Source organism: Nocardia sp. FBN12 (assembly GCF_054031145.1).
Map to the genome: position 1 here is coordinate 5813092 of NZ_CM132926.1, position 22967 is coordinate 5836058.

At 67.1% G+C, this 22967-nt stretch carries 26 protein-coding genes; 12 read left to right on the plus strand and 14 right to left on the minus strand.

Going from position 1 to position 22967, the window contains the following annotated elements; all coding sequences use genetic code 11:
- Positions 1-312 carry a GNAT family N-acetyltransferase gene (locus tag ACWZHB_RS27470; RefSeq protein ID WP_427904679.1) on the plus strand — a complete coding sequence of 104 codons (312 nt, stop codon included), beginning with the start codon at positions 1-3 and terminating at the stop codon, positions 310-312.
- On the opposite strand, the gene ACWZHB_RS27475 is transcribed toward ACWZHB_RS27470, so the two are convergent.
- On the minus strand, positions 306-1064 hold the full coding sequence (locus ACWZHB_RS27475) for a lysophospholipid acyltransferase family protein (RefSeq protein ID WP_427904680.1): 759 nt from the start codon (positions 1062-1064) through the stop codon (positions 306-308). The genes ACWZHB_RS27470 and ACWZHB_RS27475 overlap by 7 nt on opposite strands.
- A 107-nt stretch (positions 1065-1171) precedes the next feature.
- On the opposite strand from ACWZHB_RS27475, the gene ACWZHB_RS27480 reads away from it, so the two are divergent.
- The 3 genes from ACWZHB_RS27480 to ACWZHB_RS27490 all read left to right on the plus strand — a co-directional run bounded on the left by ACWZHB_RS27480 (position 1172) and on the right by ACWZHB_RS27490 (position 3082).
- Positions 1172-1810: a YqgE/AlgH family protein gene (locus tag ACWZHB_RS27480; protein WP_427904681.1), complete on the plus strand. Its 639-nt coding sequence runs from the start codon at positions 1172-1174 to the stop codon at positions 1808-1810.
- 67 nt (positions 1811-1877) lie between these two features.
- Entirely contained in the window at positions 1878-2387 is a 510-nt protein-coding gene (locus ACWZHB_RS27485; protein ID WP_427904682.1) for a sigma-70 family RNA polymerase sigma factor, read from the plus strand.
- Positions 2384-3082, plus strand: a complete 699-nt coding sequence (locus ACWZHB_RS27490; protein WP_427904683.1) for a zf-HC2 domain-containing protein — start codon at positions 2384-2386, stop codon at positions 3080-3082. Before ACWZHB_RS27485 ends, ACWZHB_RS27490 begins: the two co-directional genes overlap by 4 nt.
- Positions 3083-3199: 117 nt before the next feature.
- Here the strand turns inward: ACWZHB_RS27490 and ACWZHB_RS27495 are convergent, their stop codons facing one another.
- The 3 genes from ACWZHB_RS27495 to ACWZHB_RS27505 form a co-directional block, all read right to left on the minus strand.
- Entirely contained in the window at positions 3200-3997 is a 798-nt protein-coding gene (locus ACWZHB_RS27495) for an ABC transporter permease (protein ID WP_427904684.1), read from the minus strand.
- Positions 3994-4953 carry an ATP-binding cassette domain-containing protein gene (locus tag ACWZHB_RS27500; RefSeq protein ID WP_427909311.1) on the minus strand — a complete coding sequence of 320 codons (960 nt, stop codon included), beginning with the start codon at positions 4951-4953 and terminating at the stop codon, positions 3994-3996. Before ACWZHB_RS27500 ends, ACWZHB_RS27495 begins: the two co-directional genes overlap by 4 nt.
- Before the next feature lie 115 nt (positions 4954-5068).
- Complete coding sequence (locus ACWZHB_RS27505) at positions 5069-5596, minus strand: EXLDI protein (RefSeq protein ID WP_427904685.1); 528 nt, start codon at positions 5594-5596, stop codon at positions 5069-5071.
- Between the two features lie 141 nt (positions 5597-5737).
- Here ACWZHB_RS27505 and ACWZHB_RS27510 point away from each other — a divergent pair, with 141 nt between their 5' ends.
- The 4 genes from ACWZHB_RS27510 to ACWZHB_RS27525 are packed head-to-tail and all read left to right on the plus strand — an operon-like array spanning position 5738 to position 10180.
- The gene (locus ACWZHB_RS27510; protein WP_427904686.1) at positions 5738-7483 is read left to right on the plus strand and encodes a thiamine pyrophosphate-binding protein; all 1746 of its coding nucleotides are present in this window, start codon (positions 5738-5740) and stop codon (positions 7481-7483) included.
- Positions 7480-8139 (plus strand): SRPBCC family protein, encoded by a 660-nt coding sequence (locus tag ACWZHB_RS27515; protein ID WP_427904687.1) that lies wholly within the window; start codon positions 7480-7482, stop codon positions 8137-8139. The genes ACWZHB_RS27510 and ACWZHB_RS27515 overlap by 4 nt, the downstream gene beginning before the upstream one ends.
- Positions 8140-8141: 2 nt before the next feature.
- A complete protein-coding gene (locus ACWZHB_RS27520; protein ID WP_427909312.1) occupies positions 8142-9155 on the plus strand; it encodes a 3-oxoacyl-ACP synthase III family protein in 1014 nt (337 codons plus the stop codon).
- Positions 9152-10180 (plus strand): aminotransferase class I/II-fold pyridoxal phosphate-dependent enzyme, encoded by a 1029-nt coding sequence (locus tag ACWZHB_RS27525; protein ID WP_427904688.1) that lies wholly within the window; start codon positions 9152-9154, stop codon positions 10178-10180. Before ACWZHB_RS27520 ends, ACWZHB_RS27525 begins: the two co-directional genes overlap by 4 nt.
- A gap of 90 nt (positions 10181-10270) precedes the next feature.
- On the opposite strand, the gene ACWZHB_RS27530 is transcribed toward ACWZHB_RS27525, so the two are convergent.
- The 6 genes from ACWZHB_RS27530 to ACWZHB_RS27555 all read right to left on the minus strand — a co-directional run bounded on the left by ACWZHB_RS27530 (position 10271) and on the right by ACWZHB_RS27555 (position 12373).
- Complete coding sequence (locus ACWZHB_RS27530; protein WP_427904689.1) at positions 10271-10630, minus strand: hypothetical protein; 360 nt, start codon at positions 10628-10630, stop codon at positions 10271-10273.
- A gap of 66 nt (positions 10631-10696) precedes the next feature.
- Positions 10697-10939, minus strand: a complete 243-nt coding sequence (locus ACWZHB_RS27535; protein ID WP_427904690.1) for a hypothetical protein — start codon at positions 10937-10939, stop codon at positions 10697-10699.
- Between the two features lie 186 nt (positions 10940-11125).
- Complete coding sequence (locus tag ACWZHB_RS27540) at positions 11126-11305, minus strand: hypothetical protein (protein ID WP_427904691.1); 180 nt, start codon at positions 11303-11305, stop codon at positions 11126-11128.
- A 43-nt stretch (positions 11306-11348) separates the two neighbouring features.
- Positions 11349-11507: a hypothetical protein gene (locus tag ACWZHB_RS27545; RefSeq protein ID WP_427904692.1), complete on the minus strand. Its 159-nt coding sequence runs from the start codon at positions 11505-11507 to the stop codon at positions 11349-11351.
- 87 nt (positions 11508-11594) lie between these two features.
- Positions 11595-11903: a hypothetical protein gene (locus tag ACWZHB_RS27550; RefSeq protein WP_427904693.1), complete on the minus strand. Its 309-nt coding sequence runs from the start codon at positions 11901-11903 to the stop codon at positions 11595-11597.
- Between the two features lie 62 nt (positions 11904-11965).
- The gene (locus ACWZHB_RS27555; protein WP_427904694.1) at positions 11966-12373 is read right to left on the minus strand and encodes an SdpI family protein; all 408 of its coding nucleotides are present in this window, start codon (positions 12371-12373) and stop codon (positions 11966-11968) included.
- A 202-nt stretch (positions 12374-12575) separates the two neighbouring features.
- Between ACWZHB_RS27555 and leuS the strand changes: the two genes are divergently transcribed.
- Positions 12576-15416, plus strand: a complete 2841-nt coding sequence (gene leuS / locus ACWZHB_RS27560; RefSeq protein WP_427904695.1) for a leucine--tRNA ligase — start codon at positions 12576-12578, stop codon at positions 15414-15416.
- Positions 15417-15532: 116 nt separating this feature from the next.
- Here the strand turns inward: leuS and ACWZHB_RS27565 are convergent, their stop codons facing one another.
- Together ACWZHB_RS27565 and ACWZHB_RS27570 are read right to left on the minus strand one after the other, a co-directional pair.
- Complete coding sequence (locus ACWZHB_RS27565; protein ID WP_427909313.1) at positions 15533-16318, minus strand: polysaccharide deacetylase family protein; 786 nt, start codon at positions 16316-16318, stop codon at positions 15533-15535.
- 228 nt (positions 16319-16546) lie between these two features.
- Entirely contained in the window at positions 16547-17236 is a 690-nt protein-coding gene (locus ACWZHB_RS27570) for an SDR family oxidoreductase (protein ID WP_427904696.1), read from the minus strand.
- A gap of 120 nt (positions 17237-17356) precedes the next feature.
- Between ACWZHB_RS27570 and ACWZHB_RS27575 the strand changes: the two genes are divergently transcribed.
- Entirely contained in the window at positions 17357-17896 is a 540-nt protein-coding gene (locus ACWZHB_RS27575) for a DUF6069 family protein (protein ID WP_427904697.1), read from the plus strand.
- Positions 17897-17950: 54 nt separating this feature from the next.
- Positions 17951-19291 (plus strand): glucosylglycerate hydrolase, encoded by a 1341-nt coding sequence (ggh, locus tag ACWZHB_RS27580; protein WP_427904698.1) that lies wholly within the window; start codon positions 17951-17953, stop codon positions 19289-19291.
- Here the strand turns inward: ggh and ACWZHB_RS27585 are convergent.
- Positions 19288-19989 carry a pentapeptide repeat-containing protein gene (locus ACWZHB_RS27585; RefSeq protein ID WP_427904699.1) on the minus strand — a complete coding sequence of 234 codons (702 nt, stop codon included), beginning with the start codon at positions 19987-19989 and terminating at the stop codon, positions 19288-19290. The two genes, ggh and ACWZHB_RS27585, sit on opposite strands and share 4 nt — an antisense overlap.
- A 112-nt stretch (positions 19990-20101) precedes the next feature.
- Between ACWZHB_RS27585 and ACWZHB_RS27590 the strand changes: the two genes are divergently transcribed.
- A complete protein-coding gene (locus tag ACWZHB_RS27590; protein ID WP_427904700.1) occupies positions 20102-20836 on the plus strand; it encodes a glycoside hydrolase family 25 protein in 735 nt (244 codons plus the stop codon).
- A 61-nt stretch (positions 20837-20897) separates the two neighbouring features.
- Here ACWZHB_RS27590 and ACWZHB_RS27595 read toward each other — a convergent pair whose 3' ends face one another.
- Entirely contained in the window at positions 20898-22952 is a 2055-nt protein-coding gene (locus tag ACWZHB_RS27595; RefSeq protein ID WP_427904701.1) for a PhoX family protein, read from the minus strand.
- Positions 22953-22967: the final 15 nt, after the last annotated feature.

Sequence of the window (22967 nt, forward strand, 5' to 3'; positions counted from 1 at the left end):
ATGGCGACCGAGGTCCGCAACAACACCGCGCTCGAGCGGTTCGAACTCACCACCGACGCTCACCCCGCCGGCTACATCGAATACCAGGACACCGGCGATGAACGCGCCCTCGTCCACACCGAGATCTACCCCCGATTCGAAGGCCGTGGATTGGCGAATGTCCTGGTGCGGGCAGCACTCGACGCCAGCCGCGACGAAGGCTACAGCGTCCTGCCGATGTGCCCGGTGGTCCTGCATTTCATCACCACTCACCCCGACTACATCGCCTACGTTCCGCAACGAGCCAGGGAATTGTTCGGCCTACCTCAGTAGTGCGCGACGGCCCCGTCGACAGCCAGTTGCAGCTCTTCTTTGACGAGCCTGGCGATGTCGGCGGGCCGCTGCGGCAGTTCGAGAACCGGCGCCCGGAAGTAGGCGATCCCCGAGACGACCTCGGCCGCCGTCGGTTCGACACCAGGCTCGTAGGTCCCGTAGTTCATCCCGATCGCGATCATCGCGGGCGCCGCGTCCAGCTTGGCCGCACGAAACGCGATATGCCCGATCCCGCTACCGACGGCCTGCACTGTGCTGTGATCTACCTCATTGCACGTCCCCTCGGGGAAGATCGCGAGGTGATCACCGGCGGCCAACCGCTGCGCGCAGACGTCCATCATCCGCTGACCTGCGGCATTGACCGCCCGAATCCCGTGGTCCTTGCCGCGGAACACCGGGATCCCGCCCATCATGTCCACTTTGCGCCGCTGCTCGGGATCGAGAAAGAGCTCGTCCTTGGCCAGCACTCGCACCCGCCCGATCTTCGACCGCAGCGGCGAGCGCCACGCCGTCGCCGCGACCGTGTACGGATCGCTGGTCGACAGATGGTTGATCGCGTAGATCACCGGCCGCCCACTCCGGATCAGCGCTTTCACCTGCTGTTTCGCGCCCTCGGCGAAGGTCACGCGCGGCCGGAACCGCCGGGCCAGCACCGCGTAGGAGGCCAGCGCCTTCCACCGGTTCTGCTGATGGCGCAGGTAGTAGTCGTACACGGCGTCGTTGTCGTCGAGTAGGACCTCGGGCGTGTGCATAGCGCGACCCTACCGGGCGATCCCCGGAGCCCGCGCGGGAGCAAAATTCCGGTTTCGATCCGCTCCGCGGGGAGCGCACACCGCCGATCCAATGCGATGATGGCTCGGTGGCAGGCGGAGACGATCCCGACGAGCGCCGGACTCGCGACGGGCACGGCGACGATCGGCGGCGCGGTCAGCCCGCGCTGAACGTTCGCGCGGGCAACCTGCTGGTGTCCGCGATAGACCTGGTGGAACCTACTTTCCGGCGCACCGTCGTCTATGTGATCGAGCACAACGACGCAGGCAGCCTCGGCGTGGTGCTGAACCGGCCCAGCGAGACCCCGGTCGTTGATGTGTTGCCCGCCTGGGCGGATCTGGCCGCGACGCCGACGGATCTCTACATCGGCGGCCCGGTCAAACGTGATGCGGCGCTGTGTCTGGCGGTGCTGCGCGCGGGGGTCGATATCTCCGAGATCCGCGGCCTGCGCCGGGTCGACGGCCGGGTGGTGCTGGTCGATCTGGACGCCGACCCCGCCGAGATCGGTCCGCTCGTCGAGCAGATCCGGATCTTCGCCGGATACGCGGGCTGGTCGATGGGCCAGCTCGACGGGGAACTCGACAACGACGACTGGATCGTGGTGTCGGCGCTGCCGTCGGACCCGATCGCCACCGACCGCCACGATCTGTGGGCCGCGGTGTTGCGTCGTCAGCCGTTGCCGCTTGCCCTGCTGGCGACACACCCGATTGAACTCGAACGCAACTGATCCCGTTACTCCTTCACACGAGCAGGAGTGACCCATGAATTACGACGAGCAGTGACCAGGGCCGCCGATGAACGACGGTCGCGACGAATTGATGCGCGCGCTCTACGCCGAGCACGCACCAGCACTATGGCGTTTCACCCTCGGTTTGGTGCGCGATCCCGGCCGCGCCGAGGACATCGTGCAGGAGACATTGCTGCGCGCCTGGCAACGTCCCGCCGTGCTGGAACAGACCGAAACCTCGCCGCGCGCATGGTTGTTCACCGTGGCCCGTAATCTCGCGGTCGACGAATATCGCAGTGCCAGGCACCGTCGCGAGTTCGGTACCGACACCCCGCCGGAGCAGGTGAGCCCCGACCAATCCGAACGCGCACTCGACGGCTGGCTGGTCGCCGACGCGCTGAGCACGCTGAGCCCGGATCATCGCGAGGTGATCGTGCGGGCCTACTATCGCGGACTCGGCATGGCCCAGATCGCCGACGAACTGGACATCCCACCGGGGACGGTGAAATCGCGCCTGCACTACGGCATGCGCGCCATGCGACTGGCATTACAGGAGATGGGGGTGACGAACCGATGACCGACCTCGCCGACGAGTACAGCACCTGGGACGCTGCCTACGTCCTCGGTTCGCTGGGTGCCGCCGAGCGGCGCGAATACGAGACGCATCTGCTGACTTGCCCGCAGTGCCAGCAGGCCGTCGCCGAACTGTCCGGGATGCCGGGCATGCTCGCCCTGGTCGACCGCGATATCGCGCTGTCGATGATCGAATCGCCCGAGCCGGTCGCGCCGCAGGTCCCTGACCTGATTCCGGCGTTGGCCGCGGCCGCCGAACGGCGCAGGAAGCGGCGGCGCTGGGTGGGTGTCGGGAGCGCGGTGGCGGCCGCTGCGGCCGCGGTGGCGATCGCGATCCCGGTGACGATGACCGTGGCCCGCTCGGAGACGCCGACCGAGCAGATCGTCGCGGAGCAGCAGATGCAGGCCGTGGAGCAGACCCCGGTGAGCGCGGAAGTGAAACTGGTCCGCGACGGTGATCGCACGCGCCTGGTGATGACCTGCCGCTACGCGCCGAGTTCCTACGGTTCCGGCTATACCCGCACGTACGGTCTGGTCGTGACCGCGGGTGAGCAGCGGTTCGAACTCGACCAGTGGCCCGCGGGCCCCGGCACCGAGCTGACGGTGGATCGCACCATCGACGCACCGCCGGAGTCGATCAGCAAGGTGGAGATCACCTCTGTCGATTCCGGTCGGCCCATCTTGGTCGCCCAGGTCTGACCGCAGAACGGTCCCGGATCGCAATCCGGGACCGTTCAACAGATTCAGCGAGAACATGGGTAACTCACCGGGTACGGGCCAAGCTCACACGTTATCGACCGGCGGCCGCCTGCCTGGCTAGCTGCCCGCTCGAGACCGGCTGTAATTCGCGGAGAGGCGGGCTGACCAGAGGAAGCCGCCGCCCGCGATCACGGCGCACCAGGCCAGCGAGACCCAGCCGTTGATGCCGATCTCCGTGCCCATCAGCAGGCCGCGCAGCGTCTCGGTGATGGGGGTGAAGGGCTGGTACTCGGCGAACTGACGCATACCCACCGGCATCGTGTCGGTGGCCACCAGACCGCTGCCGAGGAAGGGCAGCAGCACGATGGGAAACGGTGCGTTGCTGGCACTTTCGGGAGTGGGCGAGAGCAGGCCGAGCGCGATGGCGAGCCAGGTGAAGGCGAAGGTCACCAGTGCGAGCAGCCCGAACGCACCGACCCACTCGACGACGTTCGCGTTCGGCCGGAAGCCGACCAGCATCGCGACGGCGGTCATCGCGACAACACCCGCCATCGCCTGGATAAGTGCTCCGAGCACATGCCCGGTGAGCACCGACGACTGCGAGATCGCCATCACCCGAAAGCGATTCACGATGCCCTTACTCGCGTCGGTGGCGATCGAGACCGCGACCGACACCGTGAGATACGCGGGCAACAGCAACATCATGCCGGGTGCCAGATAGTCGATATAGCTGCCGCCAGAGGACTTTTCGAGCGCCCCGCCGAAGACGTACTTGAACACGAGCATCAGCACGATCGGCATGATGATGATGCTGAACGTCATGCTGGGGTAACGCTTGACGTGAATCATGTTGCGCCGCAACATCGTCATCGTGTCGGCGAAGGCGTAGGACTTGGACTTGGTCATAGTGGTCATCGCAGTGACTCCTGCTCGGTGGTGGCGCGGCCGGTAAGGGTGAGGAAGACGTCGTCGAGATTGGACGTGTGGACGGAAATACCGCCCGCTTCGATGTTTTCGGCGTCGAGCAGGTCGAGCACGGCGCGCAGTGACCGCACGCCGCCGTCGCTCGGCACGGCGAGGGTCAGCCCGTCGGTGCCCTCGACCACCTTCGCCGTCGGGCCGAACGCACGCTGGGCGGCGGCCACGTCGGGCTGATCGGTGAAGTCGATGCGGATGTGACCACCGGGGATCAGCCGCTTCAGCTCTGCCGCAGTGCCTTCCGCGACGATGCGGCCGTTGTCGAGTACCGCGATGCGGTCGGCCAGGTGGTCGGCCTCCTCGAGATACTGGGTGGTGAGGAAGACGGTGACGCCGAGGTCGTCGACCAGGCCGCGGATGATCTCCCAGATGGAGCGGCGGCTGCGCGGATCGAGGCCGGTGGTCGGTTCGTCGAGGAAGATCACCCGCGGATCGCCGACCAGCGTCATCGCCAGATCGAGCCTGCGGGTCATGCCACCGGAGTAGGTGCTCGCCGGCTTGTCGGCGGCTTCGACCAGGTCGAAGCGGGCCAGCAATTCGTCTGCCAGACTGCGGGTTTCGCGGCGCGGTAGATGGTTCAGGTCACCCATCATGTGCAGGTTCTCCCGGCCGGTCAGCAGCTCGTCGACCGCGGCGAACTGCCCGGTGACGCCGATCAGCTCGCGCACCCCGCCTCGATCGTTCGCCACGTCGTGGCCACCCACCGTGCACTGCCCACCGTCGGCGGCGATCAGCGTGGTGAGGATCTGCACGGTGGTGGTCTTGCCCGCGCCGTTGGGGCCGAGCAGGGAGAACACCGTGCCCTCGGCGACGGTGATGTCGATGCCGTCGAGAACTGTTTTGTCGCCGTAGGCCTTGTGGAGACCGCGTGCGGTGATGGCCGAGTTGACCATGATCGTCCCTTTCCAGAGAATTGCATTCATTGCTGCGAATATGTGCATGAGTTATCGACACAGCCCCCAGGGGCTGCGGTTGGTGTGTGCGGTGTGTGGTTGTCGGCGCGAGGAGTTAGATGTCGAGTTCCTCGATCTGCGGGTGCGCGGTGATGTCTTCGACCTTGCGATAGAGCTTGTCGGGCACGCGATCCTTCAGGGCTTTCAGGTCGTCGAGGATCTCGTACTCGTAGTCACCCCAGTCCCACGGCCGGTCACCGATGCCGAACATGCGGCGCCAGTATTTCCAGTCCTTGAGGTCGCCCGCGGCGTCGCCGGTCGGGTATTCCGACCACAACGCCGAGTGCGTGTGGAGCACGAGCTTGCCCTTGCGGCTGCGATACACCTGCTGGTGCAGCACTCGCTTGTCGCCGACATCGCGCCATTCGGCCAGCAGCGCGCCCTGGAAACGCACCTGCCGGACCCCGTCGCGACCCACCTGCAGGACGACCTCCTCGAAGCCGGCCGCACGGCCTTCCTCCAGCTCGATGAGCCTGCGCAGCGCGCTGACCACGGTGCTGGAGAGGTTTCCGCCGACCAGCTCCTGAGCCCGCTGGAACACGGGGAGATCATCGTCGGCTACGTAGATCGTCTTGTTGGGCATGAACTCACTATACGTATATGTGTACGTACACACAAGGGCTAGTTTTCGCCCACCCTCTGAACTCCCCCTCGGCGCGCCTCGTAGTCCCCGATAGACGCGGTGAACAACGGCGTCACATCTTGTCGCGCAGAAGGAGGGCCGATGCCGGACAGAGTCGTGGACTACCTGGTACGAACGGTAGCCGACCGGGGAATCGCCCAGATCTTCGGCGTCGACGGCGCCAATATCGAGGACCTGTACGACGCGATCTTCGATGCGGGCGGATTTCCCGCCGGGATCGTCGCCAAGCACGAGTTCTCGGCGGCGACGATGGCCGACGGGTACGCGCGCAGCACGGGCGGAATGGGTGTCGTCGCGGCTACTTCGGGTGGTGGGGCCATGAATCTTGTTGCCGGCCTTGCCGAGTCGTTCACCTCGCGGGTGCCGGTGCTGGCTTTGGTCGGACAGCCGCCGACCGGTCTGCAAGGACTCGGTGCCTTCCAGGATTCGAGCGGGCTGGCCGAATCCATCGACGCGGCAGCGCTGTTCGCCACGATCAGCAGGTACTGCGCGCGCGTGAGCGACCCCGCCGAGCTGCCCGCGCAGCTCGCGGCGGCGATCGCCGCCGCGGAAAGTGGCGGTCCCGCCGTTTTGCTTATTCCGAAAGATGTTCAGCAGCAGGTGATGCCGGTACACGACGAGACCGGCGGACGGTTCGCCACGGATCCACTGCCCGCCGCGGTGGTTTCCAGGGCAGGCTCGCCGGTTCCCGAGGAAGCCGAGCTCGCACGAACGGCAACACCCGGAGTCTCCACGCTCACCATCGCATCCGAACTCGCCGCCGCCCGGCGCGTCGGCAAGGTAGTGATCATCGCCGGTGATCAGGTCGCTCGCGACGATGCTCGCGCCGAACTCACCGCACTGGTCGCCGCGCTCGACGCCTCGATCGGCGTGGCTCCCGACGCCAAGGACGTGTACTCCAATACGGGCCCCGGCTACTGCGGTGTCGCGGGCAGCATGGGTCATGCCGAACTGGTCGAGAACCTCGCGGAGGCGAGCGCATGCCTGCTCGTCGGCACGCGCCTTCCGGTCACCACCCGCGCCGGCCTCGACAACGCCCTCGCCGACCTGCCGGTGCTGAGCGTCGGCGCCCTACCGCCGTACCCGGCGGCGACCCATGCCACCAGCACAGATCTGACCGCGACCATCAGCGCCCTGCTGGCGGGCATCGGTGCGGGGCCGACGACGAGCGCGGGCGCCACCGAGCTCACCCCGATGACGGTCCCCGCGGCCGAGGGTCCGGGTCTGCGCTATCGCACCGTCGTCGAGGCGATCCAGCGCGCGCTGCCCGCTGGCGCCGACATTTTCGCCGATGCGGGTAACACCGGCGCCTCGGTGGTGCATTACCTACGGGTACCCGAGCGCGGACGTTTCACGGTCGCGCTCGGGATGGGCGGCATGGGTTACGCCTTCGGCGCGGGTATCGGTTCCGCGTTCGCCCGCCGTGCCGCACCCGACGGCCCGCACCGGACCGTCGTCATCGCGGGCGACGGCTCGTTCTTCATGCACGGCATGGAGATTCACACCGCGATCGAACACGACCTGCCCATCACCTTCGTGGTGTTCAACAACAACGCACACGCGATGTGCGTCACCCGGGAACAGCTCTACTACCGAGATCGATACAGCTTCAACCGTTTTCAGCCGTCGCATCTGGGAGCGGGCATCGGCGCCATGTTCCCCGGGCTGTCCGCCCACACCGTTTCCGACCCCGACCGGCTGTTCGAGACCTTGGCCGACAGCTTCGCCACCCCCGGCCCTTCGTTTCTCGAAATCCTGTGCGACCCAGATGAAGTCCCGCCTTTTCTGCCCTTCTTGTCGACCCTCGAATCCAGGAGCACCCCGTGACCACCAGCGCCCTGCCAGCCCTGTCCGACATCCCCGATGAGGTGGTGCCCGGCGTCATCCGGATCGAGAATTCCGACCGGGAGACCACCACGCCGATCATCATGGACATGCTGCGGTCGGTGTATCCGCACGACCAGATCTTCGGCGACTACTGCCCCGTGCAGACCTACATCGCCGCACCGCCACGCGAGGTCTTCGCGTACCTGGCCGATACCCGCTCGCTCGAGGAATGGACCTACAGCCTGCGCGGATTCGTCGAAACCGACGAGCCCGGCCTGTGGCTGTCCTACGACCGCCTCGGTGACGCGACCAAGTGTTTCACCCGCACCGTCACCCATGCCGACGCGATGACCGTCGACTATCACTGCGCGTGGGACCAGTCCGAGCATCTGTGGATGATCTATCTGATGCGGGTGATCGATGCGCAGGTGGTGTTCAACAAGCCCGGTTCGGTGGTGACGTGGGTCAACTGCAAACACCCCTTCTACGACGAGAACGGTTATCCCGAAACAGCACCGCCGAAGCGCCCCGTCTGGGTCGGCGATTTCTGGGAGATGTTCTCCGCCGGACACCAGCTCGAGCTCGACAACCTCAAAGCCATTTGTGAATACCGCGCGGTCAACGGGCTGCCGATCAAGCCGGAGTGGATGCAGTGAATATGCCGCAGGTGAGTCTGGTCGACGTCGCGAGCTATCTGCCCGGCGACCCCGTCCCGACCGACTACTTCACCCAGTTCTCCCGTTCGGAGCGGATGGCCAAGAACGTGATGTTCCGTTCGCCGGCCGGCCGCCACCACATCGGCCGCGACGAAACCGCCGTCGACATGGCCGAGCAGGCCTTCGCCGTCCTGCGCGAACGGCACGGCGCCGACCTGGCGTCCGAGATCGATATCATCATCACCCACACCCAGCTGCCCGACAATCCGGTGCTCGGAGCGGGCCCGGAACTGGCTCGCCGGCTGGGCGCGCATCCCTCGCAGGTGCTCGACGTGCACAACAGTGGGTGCGCGGCGTTCGTCCAGATGATGTCGTTGGCCCGGATGATGATGGCCACCAGCGATGCGAGAACCGCGCTGATCGTCGCCGCGCAGAATTGCGCGGGACCGGTGTTCACCCAGCCCGATATCCGGAAATTGGCGCAGGCGCCGGTGCCAGGGGACGGGTGCGGAATCGGGCTGCTGCGCAAGGATGATTCGGGACCGATTCTCGAGATCGAAACCCGCACCTATCCCGAATTCGCCGGTGACATGGACTTTTCCACGAATGGCACGCGCAAGTACTGGGAGCCGGGCGAGGGTCAGGGTTGTGTGAGTTTCTCCGAATCGAAGATCACCAAGGTCTTCGCACGCGGTAATCGGCTGGTGCCCGAGGTGGCGCTGGAGGTGTGCGAGCGGATCGGGGTGAAGAGCAGCGATATCGACACCTTCGTCACCAATCAGCCGAACCGGCTGTTCCTGCGCAACTGGCACGACGCGCTGGAGCTGCCCGCGGAACGTCATCCCGATACGTTCGATCAGTGCGGAAACCTGTTCGCCGCAGGCATTCCCGTGACGCTCGATGTGGAGAACCGGGCAGGCCGGTTGCGCAACGGGTCGGTGGTGTTGCTGTCCGCGTTCGCGCACGCGGGCGATTTCGCCGGCGCGGCGGCCATTCGCTGGGGCGCCGCGCGATGAGTCTGCAACTGGTGGAACCGACTATCCCCTCCCGCCGGTTCCGCACCACCGCGACACCCCAGCTGTTCGATCTCAGCCTCAGCGAGAATCCGTTTCCACCACTGCCTTCCGTTCTCACCGCGGTGAATACCGCACTGACCCAGGCCAATCGGTATCCGGAATTCCTTCCGGAAGAACTGCCGCGGGTGATCGCCGGCCAGCTGGCGGTCTCACCCGACGATGTGGTGGTCGGCGCCGGGGCTACCGGTGTCGCGATGCAGGTGCTGCGGGCTCTCGGTGACGGTGAACTGCTCACCGGCACACCGACGTTCGACGGGTACCCGATCATGGCGGAGATGGCCGGAATGGTGCTCGTCCCGGTCCCGCTCGACGCCGGTGGCAATCAGGATCTGACCGCCATGCGCCGCTCGGTGAACCGGCGCACCGCCCTGGTCGTGCTGTGCCGACCCCACAATCCAACCGGCACCGTCATCGACGCCGCTGCCGTCCGATCCTTCCTCGCCGCGATCCCGAACCGCGTGCCGGTGCTCCTCGACGAGGCCTACGTCGAATTCCTCGACCCGGCAGATCGACTCGACATCCACACCCTCCTGCGCCGCCACCCGAACCTGCTGATCCTGCGGACGTTCTCGAAGGCTTACGGCCTGGCCGGCCTACGCATCGGCTACTGCGTCGGCCGGGGAAAGCTGATCGAACGAATCCGCCACCAGCAGTTGCCCTTCGGCATCCCCACCACCTCGGTCGCGGCGGTCCGCGCCGCCTACGCCGCCACCACCGAACTCCACGACCGCGTCGCCTACATCAACCACGAACGGGAACTCCTCCGAATGACACTGCGCACCTGCGGAATCGACGTCCCCCGCAGCCACGCGAACTTCCTCTACCTCCCCGGACCCGGCGTAGCCACCGCCCTGCGCCGTGCCGGAATCAAAGCGAAGGCCTACCCCGACGGCAGCGCCCGCATCACCGTCGGCGACCCCGCCGCGGCCGCCGCCGTCCACACCGCCCTCATCGACCTGCGGTGATCACTTCGGCAACCGAAGCCTGACCCGGTACTCACCGGGTCCCCCCCGACCGGGACCTGGACCCTCCACCAGGTCCCGGTCATCCGCGGCTCAGTCCCCACCACCACCGCCACCGCAACTGCTTCCCCCACCACAGCTGCTGCTACTGCCGCCGCCGCAACTGCTGCCGCTGCTGGATCCGGAGTCGCTGCTCGCTGACCAACCGCTACCGCTCGACCAGCTGCTGTCAGTGGAGCCCCAACTGGTCGAGCCCGAGCGCCGTGCCCGCATTTGCGTGCGCGCCTGATGTTGGTTCGCGGCACGTTGGGCCCGCCTGCCGGCCCTGGCCGGCGTATCGGTTGCCCTGATGATCGCCACGAGGATCAGCACCGGCGCTCCGATGAGCACTACGACGAATACCATGAGGACGACGAGTGAGAGCACTGCGGCGAGCACGTCGATGAAGTTCACGGGGCCCCTCCTACCTGGTTCGGTATGTCGAGACCGACCGTAACCGCGAGTCCTTGCAATCGGCTTTCAGCCGACCAGCGGCCAGAACGCCGGGTCAGCCGCCCCCGCCGCCACCGCCGCCTCCACCACAGCCGCCTCCGCCGCCACCGCCGCAGCTGCTTCCGCCGCCACAACTGCTGCCGCTTCCGCTACCGCCGTCGCCGGAGCCATAGGTGCCCGCGGCAGCAGCCCCACCCGCGGCCCAACCTCGATTGCGGCGACCGCCTGCGCGCGTAGGTCGCTGCCCGGAGGCGCGGCTGAGCTGGACACAGCCGGCCGCGATGAAGCCCATCGAGATCAAGATGATCGGCACGCCGAGTAACGGTTCGAAAGCTCCGGCGAACAATCCGCCGAAGAACAGTGCGAGCCCTAGCCCCAATACCTTCATGATTCCCCCAATTCAGTCGTTACTACGGTGTACCCGAACACTTTCGGTACAAAACGAGTCGTAATCGCTCACCGACGCGCTCGGCGCGCCGCCGCGGCCTGCCGTTCGTTCTTGGCTTCCGGTGTGGCACTGAGCATTACGAGCCCGAACAGCACCATCGCGATCGCGGTCGCCAGTAGGACCGCTCCCGTTCCACCCCCGAGCAACAGCCCGACTACGGCGACAATGAACGCCAAGACAAAGATCATGGTTTCTCCCCGAACTGTTTACTGTTCCGGCCCGGCAACCACGTCAGCAGATCCGCGCGCGCCTTTCCGGTCGCCCGGCCGGATCGGACAGCTGCTGAACAATCGCCAGGATGACCATGACGGGCACCGCCACGATTCCCACCACGCCGAGCACGCCGACGAGAAGCGAGAGAATCGTTGTGACCACATCGCTGATACTCATGAACCCCTCCTACCTGTACCGGTATGACGAGGCCGACCGTAACCGCGCGTTCTTGTAATCCCCTTGTGGCTCAGTCGCAGTCAGCGACTAATCGCCACCGCCGCCACCACCGCAGCCGCCACCACCGTGCCCGCTGCTGTTGCCCCCGCCGCTGCCACCGTGATGCTGCCCGCCGCCGTCACCGAACCAGGCAACCCCCGCCGCGGACGACCCCGCACCAGCGGCCCACCATCGCTTCGATTTCCGCGAACCACCGGGATCACGGAAAACAAGAACGAGGCCGCTCGCGAGGAGCACCGCCGCCACGACGAGCATGACAATCCCCGCGACCGCCGAATAGCCGGTAGTGATCGCGCCGATCAATGCGAGCACGAGCCCCGCCCCGACAACCTTCATGATGCCCCCCGATCAAGGTCCTGCCTCCTGTTTTACCGGAACGCAGGACCCGCCGCCAGGGGTTAGTTCGCGGGGGCGCAGGTGTCGCGGAGGGAGCAGCCGCCGCAGGAGGAGCCGCAGCCGCCGACGGGGGCCGGGGGGAGGAGAGGTTCGACTGCTCGGGCGGCCGCGTTGGCGCCTGCGCCGAGGGTGAAGACGGCGATCACGGCGACCAGGGCGGCTACGCCGAGGCCCGCGAAACCACCGGATACCAGCACGACCAGGCCGCCGGCGAACAGGAGAGCGCCCGCGCCCACGGAGGTGGGGGCGGCGATGCGGTTCGCGATGCGGAAATTGTCGTCGCCGTGCAGGGCGGCTTCGGTGGTGACACCGAGGAAGCGGTTGCGGGGCAGTTTGCCGAGCAGTCCGAGCACGCCGGTCACGATGGCGACCGCGGCCAGCGCGAACAACAGGAGAGCGACGACGACCATTCATGCAGGCTAGCGCACCCGTAAAGACCCGAAATCAGGGCTCCCCGCCGAGGTGACCGGCCACACATCCACCGGTGGGTATTGCCCGGGCCGCGCGAGACCAGGCGGCACGTTCTCGGCCCTTGGGAAATCACCTCGCACCGACGTTCTACGCTGTTAGACGATGTTTACCGGGGATCGGCGAGAACAAGAAGGCAGGACCGTGCAGGACACTCGTGCAACCGAGACTGACGTACCTCAGCACCGGTACAACGCCGAGCTGGCTGGGCGGATCGAACGCCGCTGGCAGCAGAACTGGACCGAGCGCGGCACCTTCAACGCGCCCAACCCGGTCGGGCCGCTCGCCGGCGAGACGCCGCCCGACAAGCTGTTCATCCAGGACATGTTCCCGTTCCCCTCGGGCGCGGGCCTGCACGTCGGCCACCCCCTCGGCTATATCGCCACCGACGTCTTCGGTCGCTACCACCGCATGCGTGGCCGCAATGTGCTGCACGCGCTGGGCTACGACGCCTTCGGCCTGCCCGCCGAGCAGTACGCCGTGCAGACCGGCGCGCACCCGCGGGTGACCACCGAGGCCAACATCGCGACGATGCAGCGTCAGCTGGACCGGCTGGGCCTCGGCCACGACCCGCGCCGTTCGTTCGCCACCACCGATCCCGAGTACTACCGGTGGACGCAGTGGATCTTCCTGCGCATCTACAACGCCTGGTACGACCAGGAGGCCGGACACGCGCGCCCCATCGCGGAGCTGGAAGAGCAGTTCGCCACCGGCGCACGCCCGGTTCCCGCCGGCGACTGGAACACCATGTCCGCCGCCGAGCGTGGTGCGCTGATCGACTCGTATCGCCTGGTGTACCAGTCGGATTCGATCGTCAACTGGTGCCCGGGTCTGGGCACGGTGCTGTCGAACGAAGAGGTCACCGCCGACGGCCGCAGCGAGCGCGGGAACTTCCCCGTGTTCCGTAAGCGCATGTGGCAGTGGATGATGCGGATCACCTCCTACTCCGACCGCCTGGTCGACGACCTGGACACGCTGGACTGGCCGGACAACGTGAAGTCCATGCAGCGCAACTGGATCGGGCGCTCGCGTGGCGCGCAGGTGCGGTTCGACGCCGACGGCGAGACCATCGAGGTGTTCACCACTCGCCCCGACACCCTGTTCGGCGCAACGTATGTCGTGCTGGCCCCCGAGCACGAGCTGGTCGACAAGCTGACCGCCGACGCCTGGCCGGCCGACACCGACGCCCGCTGGACCAACGACAGCGCCACCCCCGCGGAAGCCATTGCCGCATACCGCAAGTCGATCGCGGCGAAGTCGGATCTGGAACGTCAGGAGAACAAGGAGAAGACCGGCGTCTTCCTCGGCTCCTACGCCACCAACCCGGCCGACGGCTCGCAGGTACCGATCTTCATCGCCGACTACGTGCTGAGCGGCTACGGCACCGGCGCCATCATGGCGGTGCCCGGCCACGACAGCCGCGACTGGGACTTCGCGACCGCGCTGAACCTGCCGATCATCGAGGTGATCGACGGCGGGAACGTCGCCGAAGCGGTCCACTCCGGCGAGGGCAAGCTGGTGAATTCCGGCTTCCTGAACGGGCTTTCGGTCGACGAGGCCAAGGCGACGATGATCGGCCACCTCGAAGCCGAGGGCCACGGCACCGGCACCGTGCAGTACAAGCTGCGCGACTGGCTGTTCGCGCGCCAGCGATACTGGGGCGAACCGTTCCCGATCGTCTACGACGCCGACGGCGTGGCGCACGCGCTGCCGGAATCCATGCTGCCCGTGGAACTTCCGGAGATGGAAGACTTCGCGCCGGTCACCTTCGACGCCGACGACGCCGATTCCGAGCCGTCCCCGCCGCTGGCCAAGGCCACCGACTGGGTGAACGTCGAGCTGGACCTGGGTGACGGGCCCAAGCAGTACCGCCGCGACACCAATGTCATGCCCAACTGGGCCGGCTCGTCGTGGTACCAGCTGCGCTACGCCGACCCAACCAACGCCGAGACGTTCTGCGCCGAGGAGAACGAGAAGTACTGGCTCGGCCCACGCACGGCTGAGCACGGCCCGAACGATCCGGGCGGTGTCGACCTGTACGTCGGTGGCGTCGAGCACGCGGTGCTGCACCTGCTGTACGCGCGGTTCTGGCAGAAAGTGCTCTTCGACCTGGGCGATGTGTCGGGCAACGAGCCCTACCGCCGCCTGTACAACCAGGGCTACGTGCAGGGTTACGCCTACACCGACTCCCGTGGCGCGTACGTGCCCGCGGCCGAGGTCGTCGAGCGTGACGCGAAGTTCTTCTGGACCGGTGCCGACGGCGTCGAGATCGAGGTCTCCCAGGAGTACGGCAAGATCGGCAAGTCGCTGAAGAACGCCATCTCGCCCGACGAGATGTGCGACCTCTACGGCGCCGACACCTTCCGGTTCTACGAGATGTCGATGGGTCCGCTGGACACCTCGCGCCCGTGGGCGACCAAGGATGTCGTGGGCGCGCACCGCTTCCTGCAGCGCGTCTGGCGCCTGGTCGTCGACGAGGAAACCGGCACGGTGAAGGCCACCGACGCCGCGCCCTCGGACGAGACCCTGCGCCTGGTGCACCGCACCATCGCCGGCGTCGACGAGGACCTGGCCGCCCTGCGCGACAACACCGCGGGCGCCAAGCTGATCGAGCTGACCAACCACCTGACCAAGAACTACGCCACCGGCGCCCCCCGCGCCGCGGTGGAACCCCTGGTCCTGATGCTCGCGCCGCTGGCCCCGCACATCGCCGAGGAACTGTGGGAACGCCTCGGCCACACCACATCCCTGGCCCACGGACCCTTCCCCGCTGCCGATCCCGCGCTGCTGGTGGCGGACTCGGTGGAGTACCCGATTCAGGTGAAAGGCAAGGTCCGTAGCCGAATCCAGGTTCCGGCCGACGCCGACCCCGCCTCGATCGAGGCCGCCGCGCTGGCCGACGAGAAGGTCATCGCCCTGCTCGACGGTCAAGCACCCCGCAAGATCATCGTGGTGCCAGGCAAGATGGTCAACATCGTGCTGTAGCCGCCTCCCCGGGCCTTTTGGCCAGACCCGGGGACGGGGAGAGTCAGGGACGCGGCAAGCTTTGTGAGGTGGGCAGGTTAGCTCGTGCTCGGTGAGTTACCCATGTTCTCGCGAGATCAGCTGCGTACTTCCAGGACGTCGTTCAGCGTGACCAGCGACAGATTGCGCTCGCGGATGATGTCGACGAGCTGCCCGTAGCAGTGGGTGACCGGGGGAAAGTTGGCGTGGCCGATGACGATCGACTGGGCGGCGAAGTACTTGTGGGCGCACTCGATCAAGTACTCCTCGGTGATGAGGCCCGAATCGGAGAGGGAGCCGTACCACATGGTGGGGACGGTGTAGCCGAGGTCGGCGGCGATCTGGTCCACGCCCGCATTGTGGTATCCGAACGGTGGGCGGTAGTACGGGGTGCCGTCGACACCGAAATTGTTGCGCAAGAAGGTCTTTGTGCGGCTGAGCTGGTCGGCTACCTGGGTGGCGCTGATCTTGGTCAGGGCGGCGTGGTCCCAGGTGTGGTTGCCGAGCTGGATCTGACCCGAGTCCACCAGCGGGCGCAGCGCGTCGCGGTGGATGGTCCAGGATTCGTAGTAGCCGGTGACGAAGAAGGTGAAGCGGGCGCCGGTGTCCTTGGCCCATTTCACGTAGGCGCCGACGACTTCGGGGCTGGCGCCGTCATCGACGGTCAGCGCCATCGACAGACCTTGGCCCGGGAGGGCGGTGATGGGTTTCGGGGGAATGATCGACTTCGGGCCGCCCGGCGGGGGCGGGAGCAGTGGCTGCGCGGGCGCTGGTGGCGGAACGGGAATCGCGCCGCCGGCGGAACCGGCTTCGACGGTCTCACCCTCGGCGGTCGCGCAGCCGGTCAACGCCACGGCGGTGCCGGCGGCCAACAGCGCCAGCATTGCACGTCTATCCACTTCGCGAACCCCTACTCGGACAGGGTGCCACCCGGCCATGTGACCAGGTCAGCACACATCAGCGGGAAAGTACCCGGCGCATCCTTCGAGCAGGCGAACGCTCGGGCACATCCGCGCGAACAGCCTCGACCCCCTGGTGCCCGTCCGCGCGCATCGCGACAATACCCTGTGCGCCGTGCGTGGGTGATGGCATAACGCGACCGAATCGCGCGATCAGGCCGGGCGCAGGACGATTTCGGTCGGATGGCAATCACGCGCAGTGTCGACGGCGTTGCGGACCGCCGTTGCCACGGTCTCGGCAGTGAGGAATTCCGACGGCCGATACTCACGGCCTTCGTCGGCGACGATCGCGCGCTGCATATCGGTATCGATGCGACCGGGAAACAGCGAGGTCACTCGCAGAGCGGGCTCCTCCAGACGCAGCGCGTCGGCGAACGCGCGGAGCCCGAATTTGCTCGCCGCGTAGGAACCCCAGCCGGGATTCGCACGCAGCCCAGCACCCGAATTGACCAGCACCACATGCCCGTTCGCGGCGCGCAGCGCGGGCAGCAGTACTCTCGTCAGCTCGGCGACCGCGATCAGATTGACCTCGAGGGTTTCGCGCCACTGTTCGACCGAGGACTCGGCGACCGTGCCGAGGTCGGCGACGCCCGCGTTGTGGACGAGGACGTCGAGCCGCTCGAGCCGCTCGGCGGCCGCTGCGACGGCGGGGTAATCGGTCAGCGGCACCGGCCAGCCGGTAGCGGCGGGAAGTTCGGCGAGAATCGGCGTCAGCGCTTCGGCGGAACGGGCACCGAGCAGCAGGTCGTGGGTCGGCGCGAGTTCACGGGCGATCGCGGCGCCGAGTCCGCGGCTGGCGCCGGTGATGAGGGCGGTCGGGGCGGGCGTACTGGTCACCGTCATGGGTTCACGCTAAACCGCCGGGGGCGATCAGCCACACGGGCGTGACAACGGGGTAGGGAGATCTCGACACCGTGGCCGTTTCCACGCGCGGATGTGGGCACCGACTAGTACCGTCGGACTATGACCGATCCTCGGTACAACAACTACGGACCAGCGGACCCGCAGCACCCCCAGTACCAGGGGCAGCCTCAGTACGGCCAGCCCCAATATCCCCAGGATGATCCCGAACCCAAGGTCAATGTGGGCAAGCTGTGGGCTGGCGGCATCGGCACGGCCGTCGTGGCCGCCTTGCTGGTGGTCGTCGCGATCATGCTGATCCGCGGGGTGCTCGGCATCGCGATCCTCTCGCCGGAAGGCGCGGGCGCCTACGGCACCGTCTCCACCACCTCCTACGCCATCGCGGCCGCGGGCGCCGCGCTGCTGGCCACCGCACTGCTGATGGTGCTGCTGCTGGCCATGCCGAGCCCGCTCACCTTCTTCACCTGGATCTGCCTGCTCCTCACCGCCGTCGCGGTGATTCTGCCGTTCACGCTGGTCGCCGACCTTGATGCGAAGATCGCGACCGCGGCGGTCAACCTGCTGGTGGGGCTGTGCATCACCACCATGCTCAGCTCGGTGGGTTCGGCGGCGCAGAACGGGCCGCGTCAAGCGGGGTACTGATCGTCACAGGGCTGCCGAGGTGCCATAGCGCCTGCACCGCCGCAGAATAGGGAGATGACCGACCCCGGTTTCACCTCGACGCAGCTCGCGGCGCGCGCCGCCTACCTTCTGCGCGGCAACGACCTGGGCACGATGACCAGCGCCGCACCCCGCCTCTACCCGCACATGTGGAGCTGGGACGCGGCGTTCGTCGCGGTTGGCCTGGCACCGCTGAGTGTGGAGCGGGCGGTGGTCGAACTCGACACGCTGTTGTCGGCGCAGTGGAAGAACGGGATGATCCCGCACATCGTCTTCGCCAACGGGGTGGACGGGTATTTCCCCGGCCCGGCACGCTGGGAATGTCGCAAGCTGGCCGCCAACGCGCCCGAGGGGCCCGACACCTCCGGCATCACCCAACCGCCGGTACACGCGATCGCCGTGCAGCGCATCCTCGACCATTCCCGCAGGCACGGCCGCTCCACCCGCGCGGTCGCCGAGGAGTTCCTGAACCGTCGCTGGCCGGATCTGGTGCGCTGGCACCGCTGGCTCGCGCATGCCCGCGACCCCAAGGAAACCGGGCGGATCACGCTGTATCACGGCTGGGAATCCGGGATGGACAACTCACCGCGCTGGGACCGGGCGTATGCCAATGTTGTTCCAGGAACGGACCTTCCGCCGTATCGCCGCGCCGACACCTCGATCATCTCCGACCCCTCGCAGCGGCCGAGCGACCGTGAGTACGACCGCTACCTCTGGCTGGTCGAGCAGATGCGACGCGCGAACTACGACGATTTCCAGCTCACCTCGGTGATGAGTTTCGCCGTGGAGGACGTGTTCGTCTCGGCGATCTTCGCGCTGGCCTGCGAGGTACTGGCCGACATCGGCGAGGAGTACAAACAACCGCACGCCGACGTCCGCGAACTGCACGGCTGGGCCGACCGTTTCCGCACGGGCGTGGTCGCCACCGCCGACGAACGCACCGGTGCCGCAAGGGATTACGACGTACGCCTGCAACGCTGGATCAGCACCGAAACCCTCGCCATGTTCGCGCCGCTGATCTCGGGCGGCCTGCCCCGCCACGCCGAACGCGCCCTTCTCAACACCTTCGAAGGCCCACGCTTCTGCGGCCACCCCGACCTCCGCTACGCCCTGCCCCCGTCGACCTCGCCCGTTTCCAAGGACTTCCGCCCCCGCGAATACTGGCGCGGCCCCGTCTGGCCGGTCATGAGCTGGCTGTTCTCCTGGGCCTTCGCCCGCCGAGGCTGGGCCGAGCGCTCCTACATGCTGCGCGCCGAGGGTCTGCGCCAGGCCAGCGACGGCAGCTTCGCCGAGTACTACGAGCCGTTCACCGGCGCGCCGCTGGGCAGCATGCAGCAATCCTGGACTGCCGCTTCGGTTCTCGACTGGCTGGGCTAGTTCTCGCTGAGAGCGGCGTGCCATTCGACGGTGATGCCGAGTTCGCGCGCCAGAGTTGACGCGAGTCCCTCCGGGTCGCCGCCGTTGATGGTGGCGCCGCGCAGCGCGGTGATGCCGTAGATGCCCGTGAGGTCGCAGTCTTCGAAGCGCAGGTTCTGCTGGATGCGCGCGCCGGTGAAGCGGGCGCCGACGAGGTTGCAGCGTTCGAAGCGGACGTTGCGGAACTCGGTGCCCTGGAAGTCGGCTTGACGGAGGTCGCAGTCGCGGAAAACGACGGTGCGCAGGCGAGATTGCGCGAAGGAGGACAGGTCGGCGCGCGTGGAGTCGATCAGTACGTCGCGGAGAACGCCTGCGGTCCAGGACAATCCGGTGAGGCGGCCGTGCTCGAGCAGAGACTCGATCATCGTGGAATCGTCGGCCTGGACGTTGGCCAGATCGCAGACCCGCAGCGTGGACTCGGCAACGGTGCTGTGCCGCAGGGTGCTCGGGAATCGGACGCTGTCGAACAGGCAGGCCTCGGCGCTCATGCCGGAGACGTGCCGCTCGGCGAAATCCGCGTCACGATATTCGACGTCGGTCACACTCAGTTCGTCGATCGGGTCGTCACCGGGCGCGGCCGCAGGCCGCAATTCGCCCAGCTTCGCCACGGCGGGTTCGAACCGCACCTCACGCTTGCGCGCCACTTGCACTCCCGTCATCCGATGTCCGCACCAACATACGGGCACCAGCCGACAGGCTTTCGGTAACTATTCCCAGACACACACCAACACCACTGGTCACACCGGCAACAGGCCACTACGGTCGACGCCCATGGACACCAAGCGCTGGAGTTCGAGAGTCCGTGGTTGCGTCGTGCTCGTCGCCGTGGCCTGCGCTCTACCCGCCACCGCGCAGGCCGAGCCAAGCGGGCCGGATGTGTCGTCCTGGCAGCATGTGGACGGCCGGATGATCGACTGGCACGCGGTACGCGCGGCCGGGCATCAGTTCGCGATGGTGAAGGCCACCGAGGGCCTGCACTACGTCAACCCGTTCTTCGTGCAGGACAGCATCCTGATGCGAACCGCCGGGGTGGCGCGCGGGACGTACCACTTCGCGCGACCCGAGCTGCCGCCGGAACCGCAGGCGGCGATGTACGCGGCGACGGTTCTCGGCCAGAACGGTCCCCTCGACCTGCCCCCGGTCCTCGATCTGGAAGCCGCGGGTGGCCTGGCCCCCGCCGCCCTCATCGACTGGACCCACCGCTACCTCAACGCCCTGCGAACCCTCACCGGCCGCACGCCGATCATCTACACGTACCCGAACTTCTGGAAGACCGCGATGGCCGATACCAGCGAGTTCACCAGATACCCACTCTGGATCGCCGACTACAGCGGCAACGACCACCCCGAAATCCCCGGCAACTGGCCCACCTGGACCTTCTGGCAAACCACCGACCGCGGCGCCGTCCCCGGCATCCACGGCGGCACCGACGTCAACCGCTTCAACGCCACCCACACCGATTTCGCCCGCTTCGCCAACATGTCAGGCCTGTTCGGCAGCAGCTGAAAATGCCGAAACCGCTACTCGCCCAGCCGAGTAGCGGTTTCGTCAGCGGATCGGGGTCCGGCTATACGCCGATTCGTCCGCCGTTCTTCTTCCAGACCACCGCGACCGAGGGGCGGGGTTGGGCGGTGCCGCCGTCGGGCCAGTTCGACAGGGGCTTGTCGGGGGTGGCGTCGTCACCCTCGCCGGGGTGCTGCACGCAGACGATCACCTGCTTCTCGGTGACGATCGGGCCGCAGGTCTCGCCGCCGCGCGGGACGGTGAGGAACTGCTTGGTCTCGCCGCGGTTGGGGCCGTCGAGGACCACCGAGAACAGGCCGTCGTTGGACTTCAGCGCGTTGCCGTCGGTGGAGATCCACAGGTTGCCGTACGGGTCGAAGGCCAGGTTGTCCGGGCAGGAGATCGGGCTGACCTTGGTCTTGTCGAAGCCGCTGAAGTAGGTGTCGGCGGTGGTGGGGTCGCCGCAGACCAGCAGCAGCGACCAGGTGAAGTCGGTGCCGGTGTGGTTGTCGGTGAGCTCGAGCACCTGGCCGTTCTTGTTCAGCTTGCGCGGGTTGGCCTCGTCCACACCGGGCTTGCCGTCGGCGGCGCGGTTGGAGTTGTTGGTCAGCGCGACGTAGACCTTGCCGGTCTTCGGGTTGGTCTCGAAGTCCTCGGGGCGGTCCATCTTGGTGGCGCCGACCTTGTCGCCTGCCTGGCGGGTGAACACCGCGACCTCTTCGGCGGACATGCCCTCGACCAGGGACTTCCCCTTGCCGTCGGCGCCGGTCTCGAGCAGCGGGATCCACTGGCCCTTGCCGGTGAAGCCGCCGTTGGGAACCTTGCCGGAGCCATCGATCTCGGCAGCGTGGTCGCCGGTGAGCTTGGCGACGTAGAGGGTGCCCTCGTCGAGGATGGTCATGTTGTGACGCATGGCCGAAGCGCCGACGCCCGACTGCACCTTCTTGGTGGAAACGAACTTGTACATGTAGTCGAAGCGCTCGTCGTCACCGCTGTAGGCCACGACGCTGCCGTCGCCGGTGACGTGGATGGTGGCGGCCTCATGCTTGAAGCGGCCGAGCGAGGTGTGCTTGACGGGCGCCGAGGTGGCGTCCCACGGGTTGACCTCGACGACGTAGCCGAAGCGGTTGACCTCGTTGGGCTCGGCGGCGATGTCGAAGCGCGGGTCGAGAGTTTCCCACTTGCGCTCGGAAGCGGTGCCCTCGACGCCGTAGCGCTTCAGGCGGGCCGCGGCGGCCGGTTCGGTGACGCTCGCGGCGTTGCCGAAGTACTGGTTGAAGTTCTCTTCACCCGAAAGCACCGTGCCCCAAGGGGTTACACCACCCGAACAGTTGTTCAAGGTGCCGAGCACCTTGGTGCCGGTGGGGTCGGCCTTGGTCTTGAGCAGCGCGCTGCCCGCGGCCGGACCCTTCACCTCGAACTCGGTGGTCGCGGTGATGCGGCGGTTGTACTTGCCGAACGCGGGCTTCAGCTTGCCCGAGCCGGACTCACCGTGCACCTCGACGACGCTGAGGCCGTGCGAGGCCAGCGCGATGTCGAACTGCTCGCGGGTCGGCGCGTCCTTGTTGTAGCCGCGGAACATCATCGGCTCGGTGCTGTACTCGTGGCTCACGACCAGCAGGTACTTGTCGGCTTGGCCCTCGATCGGCAGCAGGCCGGCGAAGTCGCAGTTGTAGCCGAACTGCTTGGCGGCAGCGGCGGGGGTCTGCTTGTCGAAGTCGAACGCGGGCGCGCCTTCGATCACGGCGTCGCCCCAGCGGATCAGCACCGACTGCTCGTAGCCCTCCGGGATGACCACAGCGTCTTCCTTGTTCGGCGCGACGGCGGTGAAGCCGGTGCCGGTGCCGGGCGAGCCGGTGGGGCTCGAGCCGGTGTCGGAGCTGTCGTCGCCGCAGGCGGCCAGCGCGCTCACCGCGCCGACGCCGAGTACGACGGCGGCGCCGCCCTTGATCAGACCACGACGGTTGAGCCGGGCGACGATGTCACCGAAGTACTCACCGTCGGAGGTGTTGGGCACCTCGTGGAAGCAGGCGTTGCCGCACTTGTATTCACAGGTCAGGGCGGCGCGTGCCGACTGGCCGTCGTGCTTGACGAACAGGGCGAGCGGTTTCGGACTCACGGTGACTCCTGAGTA

Excerpts from the sequence above, each read along its gene's own strand:
- ACWZHB_RS27575 (WP_427904697.1), top strand. The coding sequence starts at position 17,357 with ATGACCGATCCTCGGTACAACAACTACGGACCAGCGGACCCGCAGCAC.
- ACWZHB_RS27525 (WP_427904688.1), top strand. The coding sequence starts at position 9,152 with ATGAGTCTGCAACTGGTGGAACCGACTATCCCCTCCCGCCGGTTCCGC.
- ACWZHB_RS27570 (WP_427904696.1), bottom strand. The coding sequence starts at position 17,236 with ATGACGGTGACCAGTACGCCCGCCCCGACCGCCCTCATCACCGGCGCC.
- ACWZHB_RS27490 (WP_427904683.1), top strand. The coding sequence starts at position 2,384 with ATGACCGACCTCGCCGACGAGTACAGCACCTGGGACGCTGCCTACGTC.
- ACWZHB_RS27555 (WP_427904694.1), bottom strand. The coding sequence starts at position 12,373 with ATGGTCGTCGTCGCTCTCCTGTTGTTCGCGCTGGCCGCGGTCGCCATC.
- ggh (WP_427904698.1), top strand. The coding sequence starts at position 17,951 with ATGACCGACCCCGGTTTCACCTCGACGCAGCTCGCGGCGCGCGCCGCC.
- ACWZHB_RS27470 (WP_427904679.1), top strand. The coding sequence starts at position 1 with ATGGCGACCGAGGTCCGCAACAACACCGCGCTCGAGCGGTTCGAACTC.
- ACWZHB_RS27520 (WP_427909312.1), top strand. The coding sequence starts at position 8,142 with ATGCCGCAGGTGAGTCTGGTCGACGTCGCGAGCTATCTGCCCGGCGAC.
- ACWZHB_RS27475 (WP_427904680.1), bottom strand. The coding sequence starts at position 1,064 with ATGCACACGCCCGAGGTCCTACTCGACGACAACGACGCCGTGTACGAC.
- ACWZHB_RS27485 (WP_427904682.1), top strand. The coding sequence starts at position 1,878 with ATGAACGACGGTCGCGACGAATTGATGCGCGCGCTCTACGCCGAGCAC.
- ACWZHB_RS27590 (WP_427904700.1), top strand. The coding sequence starts at position 20,102 with ATGGACACCAAGCGCTGGAGTTCGAGAGTCCGTGGTTGCGTCGTGCTC.
- ACWZHB_RS27495 (WP_427904684.1), bottom strand. The coding sequence starts at position 3,997 with ATGACCACTATGACCAAGTCCAAGTCCTACGCCTTCGCCGACACGATG.
- ACWZHB_RS27545 (WP_427904692.1), bottom strand. The coding sequence starts at position 11,507 with ATGAGTATCAGCGATGTGGTCACAACGATTCTCTCGCTTCTCGTCGGC.
- ACWZHB_RS27550 (WP_427904693.1), bottom strand. The coding sequence starts at position 11,903 with ATGAAGGTTGTCGGGGCGGGGCTCGTGCTCGCATTGATCGGCGCGATC.
- ACWZHB_RS27585 (WP_427904699.1), bottom strand. The coding sequence starts at position 19,989 with ATGACGGGAGTGCAAGTGGCGCGCAAGCGTGAGGTGCGGTTCGAACCC.
- ACWZHB_RS27510 (WP_427904686.1), top strand. The coding sequence starts at position 5,738 with ATGCCGGACAGAGTCGTGGACTACCTGGTACGAACGGTAGCCGACCGG.
- ACWZHB_RS27500 (WP_427909311.1), bottom strand. The coding sequence starts at position 4,953 with ATGGTCAACTCGGCCATCACCGCACGCGGTCTCCACAAGGCCTACGGC.
- ACWZHB_RS27565 (WP_427909313.1), bottom strand. The coding sequence starts at position 16,318 with ATGCTGGCGCTGTTGGCCGCCGGCACCGCCGTGGCGTTGACCGGCTGC.
- ACWZHB_RS27505 (WP_427904685.1), bottom strand. The coding sequence starts at position 5,596 with ATGCCCAACAAGACGATCTACGTAGCCGACGATGATCTCCCCGTGTTC.
- ACWZHB_RS27540 (WP_427904691.1), bottom strand. The coding sequence starts at position 11,305 with ATGATCTTTGTCTTGGCGTTCATTGTCGCCGTAGTCGGGCTGTTGCTC.